General features: G+C 65.0%; 13 protein-coding genes. 8 read left to right on the forward strand and 5 right to left on the reverse strand.

The window, feature by feature from the left end; translation table 11 throughout:
- Window positions 1-323 precede the first annotated feature (323 nt).
- Together hisN and ACVJ19_RS07750 are read left to right on the forward strand one after the other, a co-directional pair.
- The gene (hisN, locus tag ACVJ19_RS07745; RefSeq protein WP_212342058.1) at window positions 324-1,106 is read left to right on the forward strand and encodes a histidinol-phosphatase; all 783 of its coding nucleotides are present in this window, start codon (window positions 324-326) and stop codon (window positions 1,104-1,106) included.
- 22 nt (window positions 1,107-1,128) lie between these two features.
- The gene (locus ACVJ19_RS07750) at window positions 1,129-2,094 is read left to right on the forward strand and encodes a Bug family tripartite tricarboxylate transporter substrate binding protein (protein ID WP_453949503.1); all 966 of its coding nucleotides are present in this window, start codon (window positions 1,129-1,131) and stop codon (window positions 2,092-2,094) included.
- Window positions 2,095-2,256: 162 nt separating this feature from the next.
- On the opposite strand, the gene ACVJ19_RS07755 is transcribed toward ACVJ19_RS07750, so the two are convergent.
- The gene (locus tag ACVJ19_RS07755) at window positions 2,257-3,147 is read right to left on the reverse strand and encodes a LysR substrate-binding domain-containing protein (RefSeq protein WP_453949502.1); all 891 of its coding nucleotides are present in this window, start codon (window positions 3,145-3,147) and stop codon (window positions 2,257-2,259) included.
- Window positions 3,148-3,238: 91 nt separating this feature from the next.
- Between ACVJ19_RS07755 and ACVJ19_RS07760 the strand changes: the two genes are divergently transcribed.
- On the forward strand, window positions 3,239-3,994 hold the full coding sequence (locus tag ACVJ19_RS07760) for a sulfite exporter TauE/SafE family protein (RefSeq protein ID WP_453949501.1): 756 nt from the start codon (window positions 3,239-3,241) through the stop codon (window positions 3,992-3,994).
- A gap of 194 nt (window positions 3,995-4,188) precedes the next feature.
- On the opposite strand, the gene ACVJ19_RS07765 is transcribed toward ACVJ19_RS07760, so the two are convergent.
- Both ACVJ19_RS07765 and ACVJ19_RS07770 read right to left on the reverse strand, forming a co-directional pair.
- Window positions 4,189-5,439 carry an IS110 family RNA-guided transposase gene (locus ACVJ19_RS07765; RefSeq protein WP_453948482.1) on the reverse strand — a complete coding sequence of 417 codons (1,251 nt, stop codon included), beginning with the start codon at window positions 5,437-5,439 and terminating at the stop codon, window positions 4,189-4,191.
- Window positions 5,440-5,813: 374 nt separating this feature from the next.
- Window positions 5,814-6,446, reverse strand: a complete 633-nt coding sequence (locus ACVJ19_RS07770; RefSeq protein ID WP_453949500.1) for a LysE family translocator — start codon at window positions 6,444-6,446, stop codon at window positions 5,814-5,816.
- 227 nt (window positions 6,447-6,673) lie between these two features.
- Here ACVJ19_RS07770 and ACVJ19_RS07775 point away from each other — a divergent pair, with 227 nt between their 5' ends.
- Window positions 6,674-8,470: an adenylate/guanylate cyclase domain-containing protein gene (locus ACVJ19_RS07775; RefSeq protein WP_453949498.1), complete on the forward strand. Its 1,797-nt coding sequence runs from the start codon at window positions 6,674-6,676 to the stop codon at window positions 8,468-8,470.
- Window positions 8,471-8,649: 179 nt separating this feature from the next.
- A complete protein-coding gene (locus ACVJ19_RS07780; protein WP_453949497.1) occupies window positions 8,650-11,457 on the forward strand; it encodes a di-heme-cytochrome C peroxidase in 2,808 nt (935 codons plus the stop codon).
- Window positions 11,458-11,535: 78 nt separating this feature from the next.
- Here ACVJ19_RS07780 and ACVJ19_RS07785 read toward each other — a convergent pair whose 3' ends face one another.
- Complete coding sequence (locus ACVJ19_RS07785) at window positions 11,536-12,483, reverse strand: alpha/beta hydrolase (RefSeq protein WP_453949496.1); 948 nt, start codon at window positions 12,481-12,483, stop codon at window positions 11,536-11,538.
- Between the two features lie 218 nt (window positions 12,484-12,701).
- Here ACVJ19_RS07785 and ACVJ19_RS07790 point away from each other — a divergent pair, with 218 nt between their 5' ends.
- Both ACVJ19_RS07790 and ACVJ19_RS07795 read left to right on the forward strand, forming a co-directional pair.
- Complete coding sequence (locus tag ACVJ19_RS07790; RefSeq protein ID WP_453949495.1) at window positions 12,702-13,166, forward strand: Hsp20 family protein; 465 nt, start codon at window positions 12,702-12,704, stop codon at window positions 13,164-13,166.
- 333 nt (window positions 13,167-13,499) lie between these two features.
- A complete protein-coding gene (locus tag ACVJ19_RS07795) occupies window positions 13,500-14,270 on the forward strand; it encodes an alpha/beta fold hydrolase (protein WP_453955127.1) in 771 nt (256 codons plus the stop codon).
- Between the two features lie 238 nt (window positions 14,271-14,508).
- Here ACVJ19_RS07795 and ACVJ19_RS07800 read toward each other — a convergent pair whose 3' ends face one another.
- Window positions 14,509-15,315, reverse strand: coding sequence for a hypothetical protein (locus ACVJ19_RS07800; protein WP_453949494.1), 807 nt, complete (start codon window positions 15,313-15,315; stop codon window positions 14,509-14,511).
- Between ACVJ19_RS07800 and ACVJ19_RS07805 the strand changes: the two genes are divergently transcribed.
- Window positions 15,314-15,490, forward strand: coding sequence for a hypothetical protein (locus ACVJ19_RS07805; RefSeq protein WP_456739367.1), 177 nt, complete (start codon window positions 15,314-15,316; stop codon window positions 15,488-15,490). The genes ACVJ19_RS07800 and ACVJ19_RS07805 overlap by 2 nt on opposite strands.
- The last annotated feature ends 287 nt before the right edge of the window (window positions 15,491-15,777 follow it).

The following is a 15,777-nucleotide window of genomic DNA, read 5'->3' on the forward strand; positions in this document are numbered from 1 at the left end:
CCGCGCCGCACAAAGTGCAAGGGCTTTTGAGCGGTTTCCCATGCAATACGCACATGGCTCAATTGCTTTAAGAGAAACCTGGATTCAGTTTCTTTGATAAGGAATTTCAATGGGTTGATAGTCATTTGCATACGAACAAGGCATACTCGGAACTAAGTTTTCAACTCTGTGATCGATATTTGGCCAGCAGATGACTCGAATGAGGCAGCGGCTCTCTGCATTCAAAATACCAGGGTGCAAATGAAGACAGCGCTGCACGCGAGAGGCGAATTGAGCTAGGCAGGAGCGAGCTTCACACTGACTTTCGTTTTGAGGACCTCACCGTGACGGTGATCGACTTCTCCGCCTTCATCGGACGGCTCGCCACCGCCTCCGGCGAAACCATTCTGCCGTTCTTCCGCACCTCGCTGTCGATCGACGACAAGAGCAAGACCAAGGATTTCGACCCCGTGACGGAGGCCGACCGCGCCGCCGAGGCGGTGATGCGGCGGCTGATCAAGGCCAGCTTCCCCCAGCACGGCATCGTCGGCGAGGAATTCGGCAATGAGCGCGAGGACGCCGACTATGTCTGGGTGCTCGACCCCATCGACGGCACCAAATCCTTCATCGGCGGCTTCCCGATCTGGGGCACGCTGATCGCGCTGCTGCACAAGGGCACGCCAGTGTACGGCATGATGCACCAGCCCTTCATCGGCGAGCGATTCTCCGGCGACAACGGCTCGGCCAATTACAAGGGCCCCTCCGGCGAGCGCCGGCTCCAGGTCCGCCGCTGCGCCTCGCTCTCGGAGGCGACGACCTACACCACGAGCCCGCTGCTGATGAACGAGCGCGACCGCGCCATCTTCGGCCGCATCGAGCAGGGCGCGCGGCTGTCGCGCTATGGCGGCGACTGCTACTCCTATTGCATGCTGGCGGCCGGCCATGTCGACCTCGTGGTCGAGACCGAGCTGAAGCCTTACGACATCGCGGCGCTGATCCCGATCGTGACCGGCGCCGGCGGCGTCGTCACCACCTGGGAAGGCAAGCCGGCCCAGGGCGGCGGCCGCATCGTCGCCGCCGGCGACGCAAGAGTTCACGAAGAAGCGCTGAAGCTGCTCAACCAATAACAAACGCGAGCGGGAGGCTTGCATGACCATCTCACGCAGGCTGCTCCTTGGTTTATTCCTGCTGCTGCCGTCAGCCGTGGCGGCGCAGAATTTTCCCGCAAAACCGATCAAGCTGATCGTGCCGTTCCCGGCCGGCGGACCCAACGACATCATCGCCCGGGTGATCGGCCAGCGTATGTCGGAGCTGTCAGGGCAGCCGGTGCTGATCGACAATCGCGGCGGCCAGGGGGGCGTGCTCGGCACCGACGCCGTCTCCAAGGCCCCGCCTGACGGCTACACCATCGCGATCTCCTCGGCCGGCGCGCTCGCGATCAGCCCGAGCATGGAGCGGGTCGCCTACGACACCCAAACCGACCTCACGCCGGTGACGCTGGTTGCGACCGTGCCGGAAATGCTCGTGGTCGCCACCAATGTGCCCGCCAAGGATATCGGCGAGCTGATCGCGCTCGCCAAAGCGCAGCCGGGAAAGCTCAACTTCGCCTCCTCCGGCCCCGGCAGCCTGCCGCACCTCGCCGGCGAATTGTTCAAGCTGACGGCGAAGATCGACATCGTGCACGTGCCCTATCGCGGCGCAGCTCCTGCCGTGAACGATCTCCTGGGCCAGCAGGTGCAGATGACGTTCCTCGATCTTCCGGTGCTGTTGCCGCAGGTCAAGGCGGGCGCCTTGAGGCCGATCGCGGTCGGCTCCGCCGAACGTGCACCAACGGCGTCCGATGTGCCGACCCTTTCGGAAGCGGGTTTTCCCGATCTGCGCGTCGAGAACTGGTACGGCATGGTCGCCCCAAAAGGCACGCCGAAGGAGATCGTCACCGCGCTGCATGGCCTCACCACCAAGGCGATGGCGGATCCGGCGGTGAAGGAAAAGCTCGCTGCGCAAGGCGCGACGCTGGTCGGCGACGAGCCGGACCACTTTCGCTCATTCATCACGGACGAGACCAGGAAGTGGGCGAAGGTGATCAAGGACGCCGGCGTCGAAACGGCGAGGTAGGTGGCTCTACACCTCTCCCGCAAGCGGGAGAGGTCGGCGCGAAGCGCCGGGTAAGGGCTCTCTCCTCTGGGGGAGTCATACTGTGGAGACACCCTCTCCCCAACCCTCTCCCGCAAGCGGGAGAGGGAGCGCACCGCCGATGCGGGGTGCATCAAGAGCTCCTCACACCGCCTCTGCCCTTAGATGCTCCACCAGCATCTTCGCCGGCCTTGGCAGGGTCTTGAAGCTTCGCGCGCAGATCACGAGCTTGCGGTTGGCCCAGGCATCGCGCAGACGGACCATAGCGAGCGGCATCAGCCTGGCGCAGCGGCGGGCGGCGGATATCGGCACCAGCGCGATGCCGACGTCGGCGGCGACCATCTGGCAGATCGCGTCGAAGTCGCGCAGGCGCGCGCGGTAATGCGGGCGCATGCCGAGCCGGGCGGCGTGCTTCGAAATGTGCATCTGGAGCGCGGTGGCGCTGGTGAGACCGACGAAGTCGCAAGCGCCCGTCTCCTGAAAATCGATCTGGCGGCGGCCGGCGAACGGGCCGCGGCGCGATGTCACCAATGTCAGGTGATCCTCGCTGAACACGAAGCGCTCGATATGGTCGGGCAGCGCGTGCTCGGCGGCGAAACCGAGATCGGCGGCCCCCGCGGTGATCGCGGCCGCGATGTCGGTGCTCTCGCGCTCCTCGATGTCGATGGCGACGTCGCGATGCTCGCGCAGGAAGCCGGCGAGCGCCTTGGGCAGGTGCTCCGACAGGCCAGAGGTGTTGACGAGGAAATGCACGCTGGCGCGCACGCCGCTGGCAAAGCCGGCGAGATCGCCGCGCATGGCGTCGATCTGGTGAATCACGAGCCGCGCATGATCGAGCAGGCTCTCGCCGGCCGCGGTCAGCTCCACGCCGCGGCGCCCGCGCTTGAGCAGCGCGACGCCGAGCGCATCCTCCAGACCCTTGATACGCGCGCTGGCCGAGGCCAGCGCCAGATGCGACCGCTCCGCGCCGCGAGTGATGCTGCGCTGGTCAGCGACTGCGATGAACAGCTGGAGATCGACGAGATCGAAGCGCATGGCAAATGTCTCCACAGCCTTCGCTCTATACGAAGGCTGTCTCCGTAACCTCCAGATTGTGCCTGATCGCGGCATCGGTCAATGTGCTGACATGATCGACCCGCTTCTCATCATCATCGCCGCCGTGTTCCTGGTCGCAGGATTCGTCAAGGGCGTGGTCGGGCTCGGGCTGCCGACCGTGTCCATGGGCCTGCTCGCGGTGAGCATGGCGCCGAGCCGCGCCATCGCCATCGTGATCGTGCCCGCCATCGTCACCAACATCTGGCAGACCTTCGTCGGCCCGCATTTGCGCGACATCCTGCGGCGGCTGTGGCCGCTGATGATCGGCACCGTGATCGGCTGCTGGCTCAATGCCGGCGCGCTGACCGGCCCGCATGCGCGCTACGGCACCGTGGTGCTCGGCCTCCTCTTGGTGATCTACGCGGCGATCGGCCTGAACAAATTCCAGTTCCGCGTCGCGCCGCAGAACGAGAAATGGGTCGGCGGCGTGATCGGTGTTATCACCGGCGTGATCTCGGCCTCGACAGGCGTGCAGGTGATCCCGTCGATGCCGTTCATGCAGGCGATCGGCATGGAGAAGGATGAGCTGGTGCAGGCACTCGGCGTGTTCTTCACGACAGCGACGCTGGCGCTCGCCTTCAACCTCACCGCCGGCGGATTGCTGACGCCGGCCAATGCCGTGCCGGGCGGTGTGGGCCTTGCCATGGCCTTCGCCGGCATGTTCATCGGCCAGTCCGTGCGCGCGCGGATGCCGGCGGAAGCCTTCCGCCGCTGGTTCCTGATCGCGATGATTTTGCTCGGCCTTTATCTCGCCGGCAGCGCAATGATGAAGGAATTCGCTTCGTAGGACCTCCTACCCGTGGTCAAGAGGTAGACGTCCTTGATGGGCGAGCATAGCGCCGTGCTCGCCGCCGTCCAGGACGCTTCGCGCCGGCGTTGCCGGTGCCGACGGCCTCCTGGACAGCGTCTGCGCGCGGCGCTGTGGCGATCGGCAGGTCGGGACGAAGGAATGGTCACACCGGCCGAACAAAGGAATGAGGCTCAGGCTTTAGTGGAGGTCCTTGCGCTATAGTCCGCCTCGTATGGGGTGTGTCGCTTGAGCGTCGTGCACAAGGCAAAGAGCAAGCGATCCCCTACAGTGCGCAGAGCACGCGCGTGGCCATGTCCTCGCTGTCGCAAGGCATCATAGCGTCGCCTGCTGGCCTCATCGTGTTGGATGGCGACCCGCGACCAGTGATGGACGGCGCTCTGTAGCCGCCTGTTGCAGGCGAGGCGACGGATCACGAAGCGTTGCTTGCCGCTTTGCCGCGTCACCGGCGCGGCCCCTGCCAAGGCGCGCAGAGCATGATAATCTCGCCTGCGCAGAGGCTCTGCGGCCTCGGCGAGCAGTGTGGCGAGATGGATCCTGCCGATTCCTGGCCAGGAGCGAAGGATCGTCACGTCGCACTGCTCCGAGCTCTGCCCCGAGGCCTTCTCCTCGCCTTCGATTGCGACGCACAGACGGTCCAGGTTCTGATGCGCCTCCTTGATCTGCTGATTGACCAGGTGCAGTCGTGCCGCCAAGCTGCGGATGTGTGCGCAGGCGGCCTCGGTGGTGCCGGGTGCCACGAACAGCGGGGCCTCGCGTAAAGTTTCAAGCACCCCCGCCGCATCAAGGCGGCGGATGCGATGGGCTTTCAGAACGCGTGCAATTGCCTTCTCGCTGGCCTTGGCCGCACGGGCCGGCGTCGGCACCATCTGCCAAAGCGCCAGGAACCATTCGTCAGCGACATCGTCGGTCAGCTTGGTGGCCTGCGGATAATATCGCCACAACTGCTTGCGCAGCCGGTTGGCAAGACGTGTGCGCTCCTGCTGCAGTTCGTCGGCCAAGCGCGACCACTCGCGCAGCTCGATCATCGTGGGATCGTCGACCACAAGCCGACGGAACGCCGCGCGATCCGTGCGGAGCGAAGCTCCGAGCACATGGGCATCGCGGCGGTCATCCTTGGCACCAGCCACCGTGAAGCGATCACGGAAGCGGTCAAGCTGCTTGGGATTGATCGCGAACACCGCAAACCCGTGTTCGAGCAACACCTCCACCACCGGGCCGTGCGGCATCTCGATCGCCACGGCGATCTGCCCCGGTGCGGCGTTGGTCTTCTGCAGCAGCCAGTCGCGCAACTCCGTCAGGCCCGCACCCTCATGGGCGAACTCGCAGTGAGCAACCTGTCTTCCTTCGGTATCCAGCAGGCAAACGCTATGGCTCTGCGTTGCCCAATCGATCCCGACGAACCAGCGTACATCTTCGAGCATTGTTGGGACCTCCTTGCTCTCAAAAAGCGGGCCACCGCGATCCTGATCGATCCCTGTACTGGCGCTCTCGGCGCGAACCTCCTACTGGATCTCGACCGCGGCCGCTCTGCCGGGGCGCGGCTCCTACGTCGGTGTTCAAGACACAGGTGGGCAAGGCTGCTCCCGGCGGATCGGCCCGTGTTCCAGTCTACACCTTCGACTGGATGCGAACCCCAAAAGGGTACAGGGTGGGTTAGCCTCGCGGATTGCGCGAAGCGCAAACCGCTGGGCGTAACCCACCACGTCGCTCAGCGATCGCGGAAGCATGGTGGGTTACGCCTTGCGACTGCGCTTCGCGCAGCCGCGAGGCTAACCCACCCTACGAAGCTCTCACCTCACCGGCTCTCCAGCATGGCGACGCGGATGCCGAGATAGACGAAGAGGCCGCCGAGAGCGCGATTGACCCAGGCGATCGCGCCCTCCGAGCTCCGCAGGCGGTGGGCGGCCCTGGCCGCAAATGCCGCCAGCACCAGGCACCACAGCGTTCCCGTGAAGATGAAGATCAGCCCGAGCGTCAGGAAGGCGAGCGGCTTGTGAGGCGCATCGGCTGCGACGAATTGCGGCAGGAACGCCAGGAAGAACAGCGCGACCTTGGGATTGAGCGCGTTGGTGAAGACGCCCTGCAGGAACACTCGCTGCAGCGAGCTCCGCTCCGGCTCGTCGATGGCCGACGCCAGCGCCGGCCGCGACCACACCATCTGGAGGCCGGTGACGACCAGATAGGCCGCGCCGACCAGCTTGAGGATCGAGAAAGCCGTCGAGGAGGCCATCAGCAGGGCCGAAAGGCCGATCGCCGCGCCCGCGACATGGAAAAAGCAGCCGCAACTGATGCCAAATGCGGCGGCCGCGCCGCCCCGCCAACCCATCTGCATGCTGCGGCCGATCACATAGACGCTATCAGGCCCGGGCGTGATGTTGAGCAGTATGCCCGACAGGATGAAGAGCCAGATTTCGTGAATGCCCAGCATGTGAAATGCCCCCGCCCGGCCCGCCTTGCGGCCCTGAAAGCCGGGCTTAATCGGTTCGCTCCGCCCCGTCCACCGCCGGGATTGCGTAGGATTTACTTCGAATTTGCAATGCGGTTGATACTTTCACTCGGCCTCAACTGCTTTATAAAGGCAGGGTTCTTGAAATGCGGGATTCGAGGCGACTGCCACGCCGTGGCCGGTCCCCTCTCCCTTGGAGCTCCGAGGATATGGAAAGACGTCTGGCCGCCATTGTCTGCGCCGATGTCGCCGGCTATTCGCGCATGATGGGCAGCGACGAAGCCGGCACCCATGCCGCCTTCAAGGCCCATCGCGCCGCGATTCACCCCATCATCCTCAATCACGGCGGCCGCGTCGTGAAGAACACCGGCGACGGCTTCCTGCTGGAGTTCGCCTCCATCGTCGGCGCCACCGAGGCGGCGATCGCGATGCAGACGTTGATGGCCGAGCGCAACCACCATCTGCCGGCCGATCGCGCCATGCAGTTCCGGCTCGGCATCCACATGGGCGACGTCATCGCCGACGAGGACGAAGTCTTCGGTGACGATGTCAACATCGCTGTCCGCCTCGAATCCGTGGCGAGCCCCGGCGGCTTCGCCATCTCGGCCAAGGCCTACCGGGAGGCGAGCAAGCATCTCACCGTGCCGCTGACCGATGCCGGCAACCATCGCTTCAAGAACATCAAGGATGCGGTCGGGGTCTTTACCTGGACGCCCGAGGGCGCGCCCGCGCTCGCGCCCGAGTTCCGGGAAGCATCCGCCCTCTCGCAGCAGTACCGCACGGCGATCGTCGGCGTGCTGCCCTTCGCCAATCTCAGCGACGCCCAGGACGAATATTTCTCCGACGGCCTCACCGAGGATCTGATCCACGCGCTGGCGCTGCAATCCTTCTATCGTGTGCTGAGCCGCAACTCGACCTTCGCCTTCAAGGGCAAGAATTTGAGCACGCGCCTGATCGCGCGCGAGATCGACGCCACCTATCTGATCCAGGGCTCGGTGCGGCGCGCCGGCGCCAAGATCCGCGTCACCGCCGAGCTGATCGCGCCGGAGACCGGCGAGCAGCTCTGGACCGGGCGTTACGACCGCGACATCGGCGACCTGTTCGCGATGCAGGACGAGATCACCACCAATCTGTCCGCCGCCATCGCCACCGAGATCGTCCGGGCGGAAGCCTCGGCGCCGGCGCGGCTCTCGACCGACGTCACCGCCTGGGATCGCTTCCTCAAGGGACTGTCGCATTACTACCGGCAGACCAAGGAAGATCTGGCCACCGCCGTCGACCTGTTCCGGGAGGCCATCGGGCTCGATCCCAAGCTGTCGATCGCGCATGCCTATCTCGCCACGATCCAGATCCAGAGCATCCAGTTCGGCTGGGTCAAGGGCACGCGGGAGATGTGGGCCGAGGCGATGCATCTCGCCGAGACCAGCGTCCGGCTCGACACGCGCTCCTCCTTCGCGTTCTCGATCCTGTCCTGGGCTCACGGCATGGAAGGCCATTACGAGGCCGCGATGGACGCCGCCAAACGTGCGGTCGCCCTCAACCCCTATGACAACGGCGCGCGCGGGGTACTCGGCATCTGCCATTTCATCATCGGCGAGCATCGCGAGGCGATCGAGCTGTTCTCGATGGCCTCGCAGCGCGACAACAGCGACCCGCGCTATCAATGGGCGGCGCTGAACGCCTTCAGCCATTATCTCCTGAGGCAGTATGACGCGACCCTGTCCTGGGCCCGCGAGCAGCTCTACATCAACCCGAACCACATGCAGGCGCTGGCAATCCGCGCCGCGGCGCTGGCGCAGTTGGGACGGGACGATGAGGCAAGCGAGGCGACCCATGTGCTCATGGGCAATTACCCGACCCTGAACGTCGATCGTCACCTGCGCAATTTCCACTGGAAGCGGCCCGAAGACCTCGCCCATTATCGCGAGGGTCTGCTGAAGGCGGGTGTGCCGCTCGGCAAGCTGACCCTGGTCCAGAGCGACCTCAAACGCGCCGCCGAGTCCTGACGGGCCGGCCGCGGTCCCGCCCTTCGCAAGCGACACGCCCACTGTTGTTGACAGGACAGTGAAATCAGCCACACTTCATCACACGCTGAAGTAGTATAGTCTGCTGTCGGTTTGTTAGGACTTTCCGCGCTTGATCGGCGCGTCCTTTTTTGCGATTCGCCGTTTTCAGGATTTGGGCCATGCATGACCCCGCTTCGAAGCCGCCCCTCGACCCCTCGATCCAGGTCTCGCCGAACAATCCCTGCCCCTTCCTGCGCGGCCTCGTCGGCGAAGGTTTTGTCGATGGCGGCACCGTCCCGCTCCGAACGCTGTCGCAGACCATCGCAAATGCAAGCGGCGAGACCGGGCTGAAGAAGACCTCGGCCCGCATCCAGGTCCGCGGCGTCGCGCTGATCGCCAACGGCGCCTGTCACATCCTGCAAAGCATCTTCTGGGGCGCGCAGCTCAACACGTTGCGCGGCGGACCGCTCGACAAGCTCGGTGCCGGCTCGCGCATCCTCAGCGTCGACGGGCACGTCAACGAGGACGAGATCGCCCGGCTTGCCAGTTTCGGCGGCACCTATACCGATCCCGATGGCGGCACCGAGACCGGGCTCAGCGCCTCGCAAATCCAGACCTTCATGAAGGACAACCTCAAGCGCGCCGGCAAGCAAGCGCGCTGGTACTACCCGATCCTGATGAAGTTCGAATGGCCGATCCTGCTCAAGATCATGGGCAAGGGTCAGGGTGACGACCGCTATCTCAGCGTGGCCGAGGTGAGGACATTGTTCAACGAGCGCAAATTCCCTGAAAGGATCACCCAGCGAGTCGTCAGCCAGCCGGTCACCCCGCCCTCGCTGATCTTGCGCGCTGCCGGCGGGCTCGTCGCCGCGCTTCTCGTCTTTGGCGTCGTGGCGCTGCGCTTTCCGGATCAATTCCAGCCGATGCTGCCCGGCATTCTCGGGGACCTCGTGGCGCCGCCGTTGCCGAAGCTTGTCGAACCCCGGGCCGCGTACTGGCTCGAGCAGAATTGGGCGCTGGAGGACCGGCACTGGTTTCATCACACCAGCCAGGGCACCGCGACCTTCCCGGTGCCCTATCGCTGGTTCATGGCGCTCGAGCAGCCGCGGCTTCATTTCTTCGCAAAGCCCGGGATGCTGCATGACAGCGACCATCTGCAGCGCTTCGGCTTCATCCCGAGCCCGCAGACGATCAACACCGACGACACCACGCTGCGCCGGTTCGGCTATGCCAACGTCTACGACAAGACGAAGCCGGTGCCGGCGCGGCTCTGGGATCCGCCGGTGAACTGGGGTCCCCAGGCCGAAAACATCGGCGGCCTGCCCGTCGGCTTCGCACGCATGACCGGCGTACCCGATCCTGCGACCGGCCAGATCGGCGAGGACCGGATCGGCCTGACCTGCGCTGCCTGCCACACTGGCCAGATCCACTACAAGGGCATCGACATTCGCTTCGACGGCGGCCCGGCGATGACCGACCTCAGGAAGCTCGAGGTCACGACCGGCCTGTCGATCGCCTACACGCTCTACGTCCCGGGCCGCTTCACGCGCTTCGCCGATCGCGTGCTCGGCCCCTCCGCCAGCGATGCGGACCGCGATGCGCTGAAGCAGAAGCTGAGTGCGATCGGCACGTTCCTGGTCGACTGGGAGAAGACCTACGCTAAGACCATCGAGGGCAAGACGCGGTTCAACGAGAAGACCAAGCGGGACGAGCCGCAGCAGGACACCGAGGAAGGTTATGGCCGCCTCGACGCGCTCAACCGCATCGGCAACCAGGTCTTCTCCCAGGACATGGCGCTCAGTGGCCTCAGCGGCTTCGAGAAGAATCTGCATGCCAAGGACGCGCCGGTCAGCTTCCCGCCGATCTGGACCGTGCCATGGCTCAAATACGCGCAATATGACGCGTCCATCGAGCAACCGCTGATCCGCAACGCCGGCGAGGCGCTGGGCGTGACCGCGCTGCTCAACCTGTCCGACAATACACCCAAGGACACGCTGTTCCGCTCGTCGATGGACATCAAGAACCTGAACTGGATCGAGGATCTGCTGAAGGGGCAGGCGCCCTATCCGAAAAAGCAGCTCTCCGGACTGGTATCGCCGAAATGGCCGTCGGACATCTTCGGTGATGATGCGTGGAAGATCGATGGCGACCGCGTCAAACGCGGCCGCAAGCTCTATGCGGAGATCTGCACCGAATGCCATCTCGGTCCGGTCAACGATCCCGTATTCGACACCGAATTTCCGCAGCAGAGCATCTGGTCCTCGTCACGGTGGGAAACCATTGGCGACGACAAATTCCTGAACGAGGTCCAGAAAAGCGCCAAGGGCATGGGGACCGACCCCGCTCAGGCAAATGTGCTGGCGACGCGGACGGTTCAGGTGCCGGGCTTTCTCAAGCTCGATCCCACGCAGAATCTCAATGCCTGGTGGAACTGCAATCTGCCGGATATTTCTTCGACCGACATGCCCTACTCGCTCGGCCTGATGGTGCTTGTCGACATCGTCGCCCGCAAGGCGATGGACGATGCCAAGATCGACCCGAAGGTTCAGCAAGCCTGGTGGGGCAAGCGCAAGAACTGCCCGAATCCCGGTCCGCAGCCGCCCGACAAGAAGGAGCCGGGGCCCTGGTATCGCGCGCGCCCGCTCAACGGCGTCTGGGCCACGGCACCTTACCTGCACAACGGATCGGTCCCCTCGCTCTACTGGATGCTGAGTCCCGCGGCCGAGCGCCCGAAATCGTTCTGTATGGGTGGTGGCCGCGACTACGATCCGAAGCAGGTCGGCTTCGCGGTCGCCGACGGCGAGAGCTGCAAGACCGGGCAGTCGCGCTTCTCGACGCGCGCGTCTGACGGCACCGACATGTACGGCAACAGCAATGCCGGCCACTCGTTCGATGGCACGCCAGGCCCCGGCAAGGACGGCACCATCGGCCGCGTGCTCAGGGAGCAAGAGCGCTACGACCTGATCGAGTATCTGAAGACGCTGTGAATGACCTTCACCTCTCCCCGCATCCGCCTTCGCTGAAGCTTCGGCGGACAAGAGCGGGGCGAGGGAGCAGACCGTCTCTCACTTGAACAGCGGCGTACCCGGCACGAAGGCGTCGAAGGCGGCCCAGAACTGGGAGCGGTAGCGGTCCTGCTCCTGGAGGATCTCGTGCTTGGCCCCGGCGATCACGAGATGCGAGCCGGCGCGCAAGTGGTAGGCGAACTCCTCGATCGCCGCGGTCGAGACCACGCTGTCGTTGGAGGCCGCCAGCATCAGGATCGGCTGGCGGATCTCGGAGGGGTAGTTCATGCCCTTGAACGTGTGCATCGCGCGGAAGGCGGTGTCCGCCCACGCGACCGTCGGCGACGCCAGCCCGAGCGTCGAATCCTCCTCCAGGATCGCGGCGTTGCGCGCATAGCGCACGGGATCGCTGGTCAGGGGATTGTTGATGAAGGGGTCGAGCCCGGTGATGCGATCGCTGCCACCGGGGACATAGCGGCCGCCCATCCCCATCAGGCGCATCGTCTTCAGCAGCGCCCGCGCCGGAAACGCGGTGGTGCGGCCGGGCAGGTCGATCATCGGCGCCGACAGCACCATGCGGTCGAACCAGCGCTTGCCCGCATGCGCCACGCGCAGCAACACGGTGCCGCCCATGGAGTGGGCGAGCGCGAAGAAGGGCGGCGGGCAATCCGGCAGCACCACCTGCTGCACGAAGGTCTCGACGTCGATCTCGAAATCGGAGAAGTCGCGCACATAGCCCTTGCGCGGATCGCGCAGCCGCCGCGAGGAATGGCCCTGCCCGCGCCAGTCGATCATCGCCACGGCAAAGCCGCGGTCGCGCAGGTCGCGCACGGTCTCGAAATACTTCTCGATCTGCTCGCTGCGCCCGGTGAAGACGCAGACCGTGCCCTTGCGGCCCGCCGGCGGCGCCCAGCGCGCGAAGCGAAGCTCGGCGCCATCGGAGGTCTTGATGGTGCCGCTGACGACGTTTTCGGGAACGGGATTGGACGGGATCGAGAGCAGCGTCATGGTTGGGGGACTGGGCGCGAAGTGCTGCAAATCAAGGGGCGGGAGCGCCGAAAAGGCGCTGTTGCCGCCCTCTTGAACGCCGTCTCACCCCACCCATATCATTTTCGTGCAGGCCGCTACCAGTGTTTCGGACCCGGAACATCAGGCTGCACACAGACTAAAGCCCGGCCCGATTGGCGGGCGGGTTACCCAACAGTCGCTCAATGGAGGACTTGACCATGCGTACCTACGACCTCACCCCCTTCTATCGTTCTACCGTCGGCTTCGACCGTCTGTTCAACCTGCTCGACCAGGCCGGCTCTGACGGCAGCCCCGGCTATCCCCCCTACAACATCGAGCGCACCGGCGAGAACGCCTACCGCATCACCGTCGCGGTCTCGGGCTTCGCCAAGGACGAGCTCTCCATCGTCGCGAAGGAAAACACGCTGACGATCAAGGGCGAGAAGGTCGCCAACGAGAACTCGAAATCCGAAGTGCTCTATCGCGGCATCGCCGCGCGTGCCTTCGAGCGCGCCTTCCAGCTTGCCGATTTCGTGCAGGTGAAGGACGCCTCGCTCGAGAACGGCCTGCTTCACGTCGACCTCGTTCGCGAGATTCCCGAAGCCAAGAAGCCGCGCCAGATCGCGATCAACACCAGCGCTCCGAAGGCGCAGGTGATCGAGAACTCGGCGCAAGCCGCCTAAGCAGCACACGACTCCAGGTTGCGAGAACGCCCCGGTGCCCCGGGGCGTTTTTGTTTTGCCCAACTCCCTCCCCGGCGTCGTCCTGGCGAAGGCCAGGACCCATTACCCCAGGGAGCTGTTTGGCGAAGACTCGTTGTCCGGTACGCCTACCGCGCGTCATCGACGGACCTCGCGGTATGGGTCCTGGCCTTCGCCAGGACGACACCGATTGCTGATTGGCCTTCTTCCAAAACATTGCCCCGCTCCATCGCATCACAGACTGGTGAGGACCGTAACGCCACGGCCACACACTCCGTCCTTTGGGCATCGAACCCAAGAACACGGAGAACGATGATGACTTTCTGGCGCAGCCTTTTCGTCGCCGCGAGCCTGCTGGCGGCCCCTCTCAGCCTCGCTCACGCGCAGACCCCGCAGACCGTGAAGGCGAAGAACGTCGTGCTGGTGCACGGCGCCTGGGCTGACGGCTCGAGCTGGTCGGAGGTAATCCCGATCCTTCAGGCGGCAGGCCTGCACGTCACCGCCGTGCAGAATCCGCTGTCGTCGCTTGCCGACTCCGTCGAGGCGACCAAGCGCGCGCTGGCCGAGCAGGACGGACCGACCGTGCTGGTCGCGCATTCCTGGGGCGGCACCGTGATCAGCCAGGTCGGCACCGACCCGAAGGTCACCGGCCTCGTCTATGTCGCCGCACGCGCGCCCGACGCGAACGAGGATTTCATTGCGCTGTCAAAACAGTTTCCGACCGGCCCCGTGCGCGCCGGCATCGTCGAGCGCGACGGCTACACCAAGCTGTCGGAAGAGTCCTTCCTGAAATATTTCGCCAATGGCGTGAAGCCGGAGCAGGCCAGGGAGCTCTATGCCGTGCAATGGCCGACGGCAGCCTCGATCTTCGCCGGCCGTACCACGGAAGCGGCGTGGCATAGCAAGCCGAGCTGGTACGCGGTGTCGAAGAACGACTACACCATCAACCCCGATCTCGAACGCTTCCTCGCCAAGCGCATGAACGCCACCACAGTCGAGCTCGATGCCGGCCACCTCTCGCTGGTGTCGCATCCGAAGGAGGTCGCGAATTTGATCCTGGACGCCGCAGGGTATCCGCGGAGCTGAGGTGATCCCTTAATGCAAAAGGCGCCTGAGTGCTCAGGCGCCTTTTGTTTTGCTCCAATGTCGTCCTGGCGAAAGCCAGGACCCATTACCCCAGATGTTGGTTTGGCGAAGACTCGTCGTCCGGTACTCGCACCTCACCCACTCGATAGACCTCGCGGTATGGGTCCTGGCTTTCGCCAGGACGACACCGTGAGTATGGCGCGGCTCGCCGCACACAACGAGCCGATTACGAGCGCGCCTAATCCAGCCCCTGCGCGGCCGGCATCTCCTGCGTCGGCTGGATCGTCGGAGCAGGCTTGGCCTCGCCGACGGTTGGCGCGGTGGGTTGCGGCGCGGCCTCGGCGGGCTTTGCCTGCACGGCCGCGGTCTGCTGGGCAGGTTGCGCCTGGGCGGGCTGAGCCTGCGCCGCTGCCTGTGCCTGCGGCGCCTGGGCCTGCTGCGCCGGAGGCTCGACCGGCTTCACGGCCGCGACCGGCGTCTCACCGCGCTGCGGAGCCGCCTTGGGCAGCGGCACGGTGCGCTTGGCGACGTGCGGGATCGAGGCCGGCGGGCGCGGCGGGCCGCTGCGGATCATGGTCGGCGGCGGCAGCGCGCTCTGCGGGCCGTAGGGCGCCACCGCACGCTCCTCATAGGGCGGCGCCATGCCGTAGGCATCGGCCGCCGGCATGAAGCGGATGATCCGGCCGTCGCGGGCGTCGATCACCAGCCGACCGTCGTCGCCGCGGCGGTCGATTACCGCAATAGTGTAGACGCTGCCGCGCAGCCGCGGGATGCCGAGCGGCGAGAATCCATTTTCGCGCAACACTGCGTACACCTCCGTCGACGGCAGCAGTGCCGGCGCAAGGCCACGCTCCTCATAGCCATATCCGTAGCCATAGCGCGGCGGCGGGGGCGGCGCGGCTTCCGGCGGCCCATAGGGCCCGTCGAAATCCGACACCGCGATCATCGCCCCTCCCGTAATACCGTTCGCGGGAACTTGCGCTTGAGCCGTGCTTGCGGCCAGCGCCAGCGCGGCGGCGGCCACACATCCTGTGAAAAACTTCATGGTCGAGACGCTCCTGTCAGACCCCGAATGGAGCGCGCTCTTTCGCTTCTCGCGGCGTGGCGCGCCTTCCGAAGGGCCGATCCGAAGCTTCATTTGTGATTTCGGCGTCTACAGGGCCGGATCAGGGCGCGTTTGCTTCAAAACCGGGGCCGCGCAACTTTCGGAAAGCGATTGATTGACATATCGGGAATCGGGACTTCCGCGCGCTTGTGTGCTAGACAAAAATTTGGCAAGGTGATGGTTAGGACAGGAAAGCTGTCTCAATTTTGCTTGCGGTTCCGGCATAGGGATTGCAACGAAAGTCGGTGCTTTCGAGCACCAAGAAGGCAACAGGCAAAGCCGTTCTCGGGGACGAAGAACGCCTAGCCTGAATTTAAGAAAATGCGGCTCGCAGCGGACGAGCGGTGACCCAGAGGCGGGTGCCGCGGAACGCCCAAGGTGCGCCGAAGATGGCGGTGAGAC

It is taken from the genome of Bradyrhizobium sp. USDA 376 (assembly GCF_054063675.1).

Excerpts from the sequence above, each read along its gene's own strand:
- ACVJ19_RS07750 (WP_453949503.1), top strand. The coding sequence starts at position 1,129 with ATGACCATCTCACGCAGGCTGCTCCTTGGTTTATTCCTGCTGCTGCCG.
- ACVJ19_RS07755 (WP_453949502.1), bottom strand. The coding sequence starts at position 3,147 with ATGCGCTTCGATCTCGTCGATCTCCAGCTGTTCATCGCAGTCGCTGAC.
- ACVJ19_RS07760 (WP_453949501.1), top strand. The coding sequence starts at position 3,239 with ATGATCGACCCGCTTCTCATCATCATCGCCGCCGTGTTCCTGGTCGCA.
- ACVJ19_RS07765 (WP_453948482.1), bottom strand. The coding sequence starts at position 5,439 with ATGCTCGAAGATGTACGCTGGTTCGTCGGGATCGATTGGGCAACGCAG.
- ACVJ19_RS07770 (WP_453949500.1), bottom strand. The coding sequence starts at position 6,446 with ATGCTGGGCATTCACGAAATCTGGCTCTTCATCCTGTCGGGCATACTG.
- ACVJ19_RS07775 (WP_453949498.1), top strand. The coding sequence starts at position 6,674 with ATGGAAAGACGTCTGGCCGCCATTGTCTGCGCCGATGTCGCCGGCTAT.
- ACVJ19_RS07780 (WP_453949497.1), top strand. The coding sequence starts at position 8,650 with ATGCATGACCCCGCTTCGAAGCCGCCCCTCGACCCCTCGATCCAGGTC.
- ACVJ19_RS07785 (WP_453949496.1), bottom strand. The coding sequence starts at position 12,483 with ATGACGCTGCTCTCGATCCCGTCCAATCCCGTTCCCGAAAACGTCGTC.
- ACVJ19_RS07790 (WP_453949495.1), top strand. The coding sequence starts at position 12,702 with ATGCGTACCTACGACCTCACCCCCTTCTATCGTTCTACCGTCGGCTTC.
- ACVJ19_RS07795 (WP_453955127.1), top strand. The coding sequence starts at position 13,500 with ATGACTTTCTGGCGCAGCCTTTTCGTCGCCGCGAGCCTGCTGGCGGCC.
- ACVJ19_RS07805 (WP_456739367.1), top strand. The coding sequence starts at position 15,314 with ATGGTCGAGACGCTCCTGTCAGACCCCGAATGGAGCGCGCTCTTTCGC.
- ACVJ19_RS07800 (WP_453949494.1), bottom strand. The coding sequence starts at position 15,315 with ATGAAGTTTTTCACAGGATGTGTGGCCGCCGCCGCGCTGGCGCTGGCC.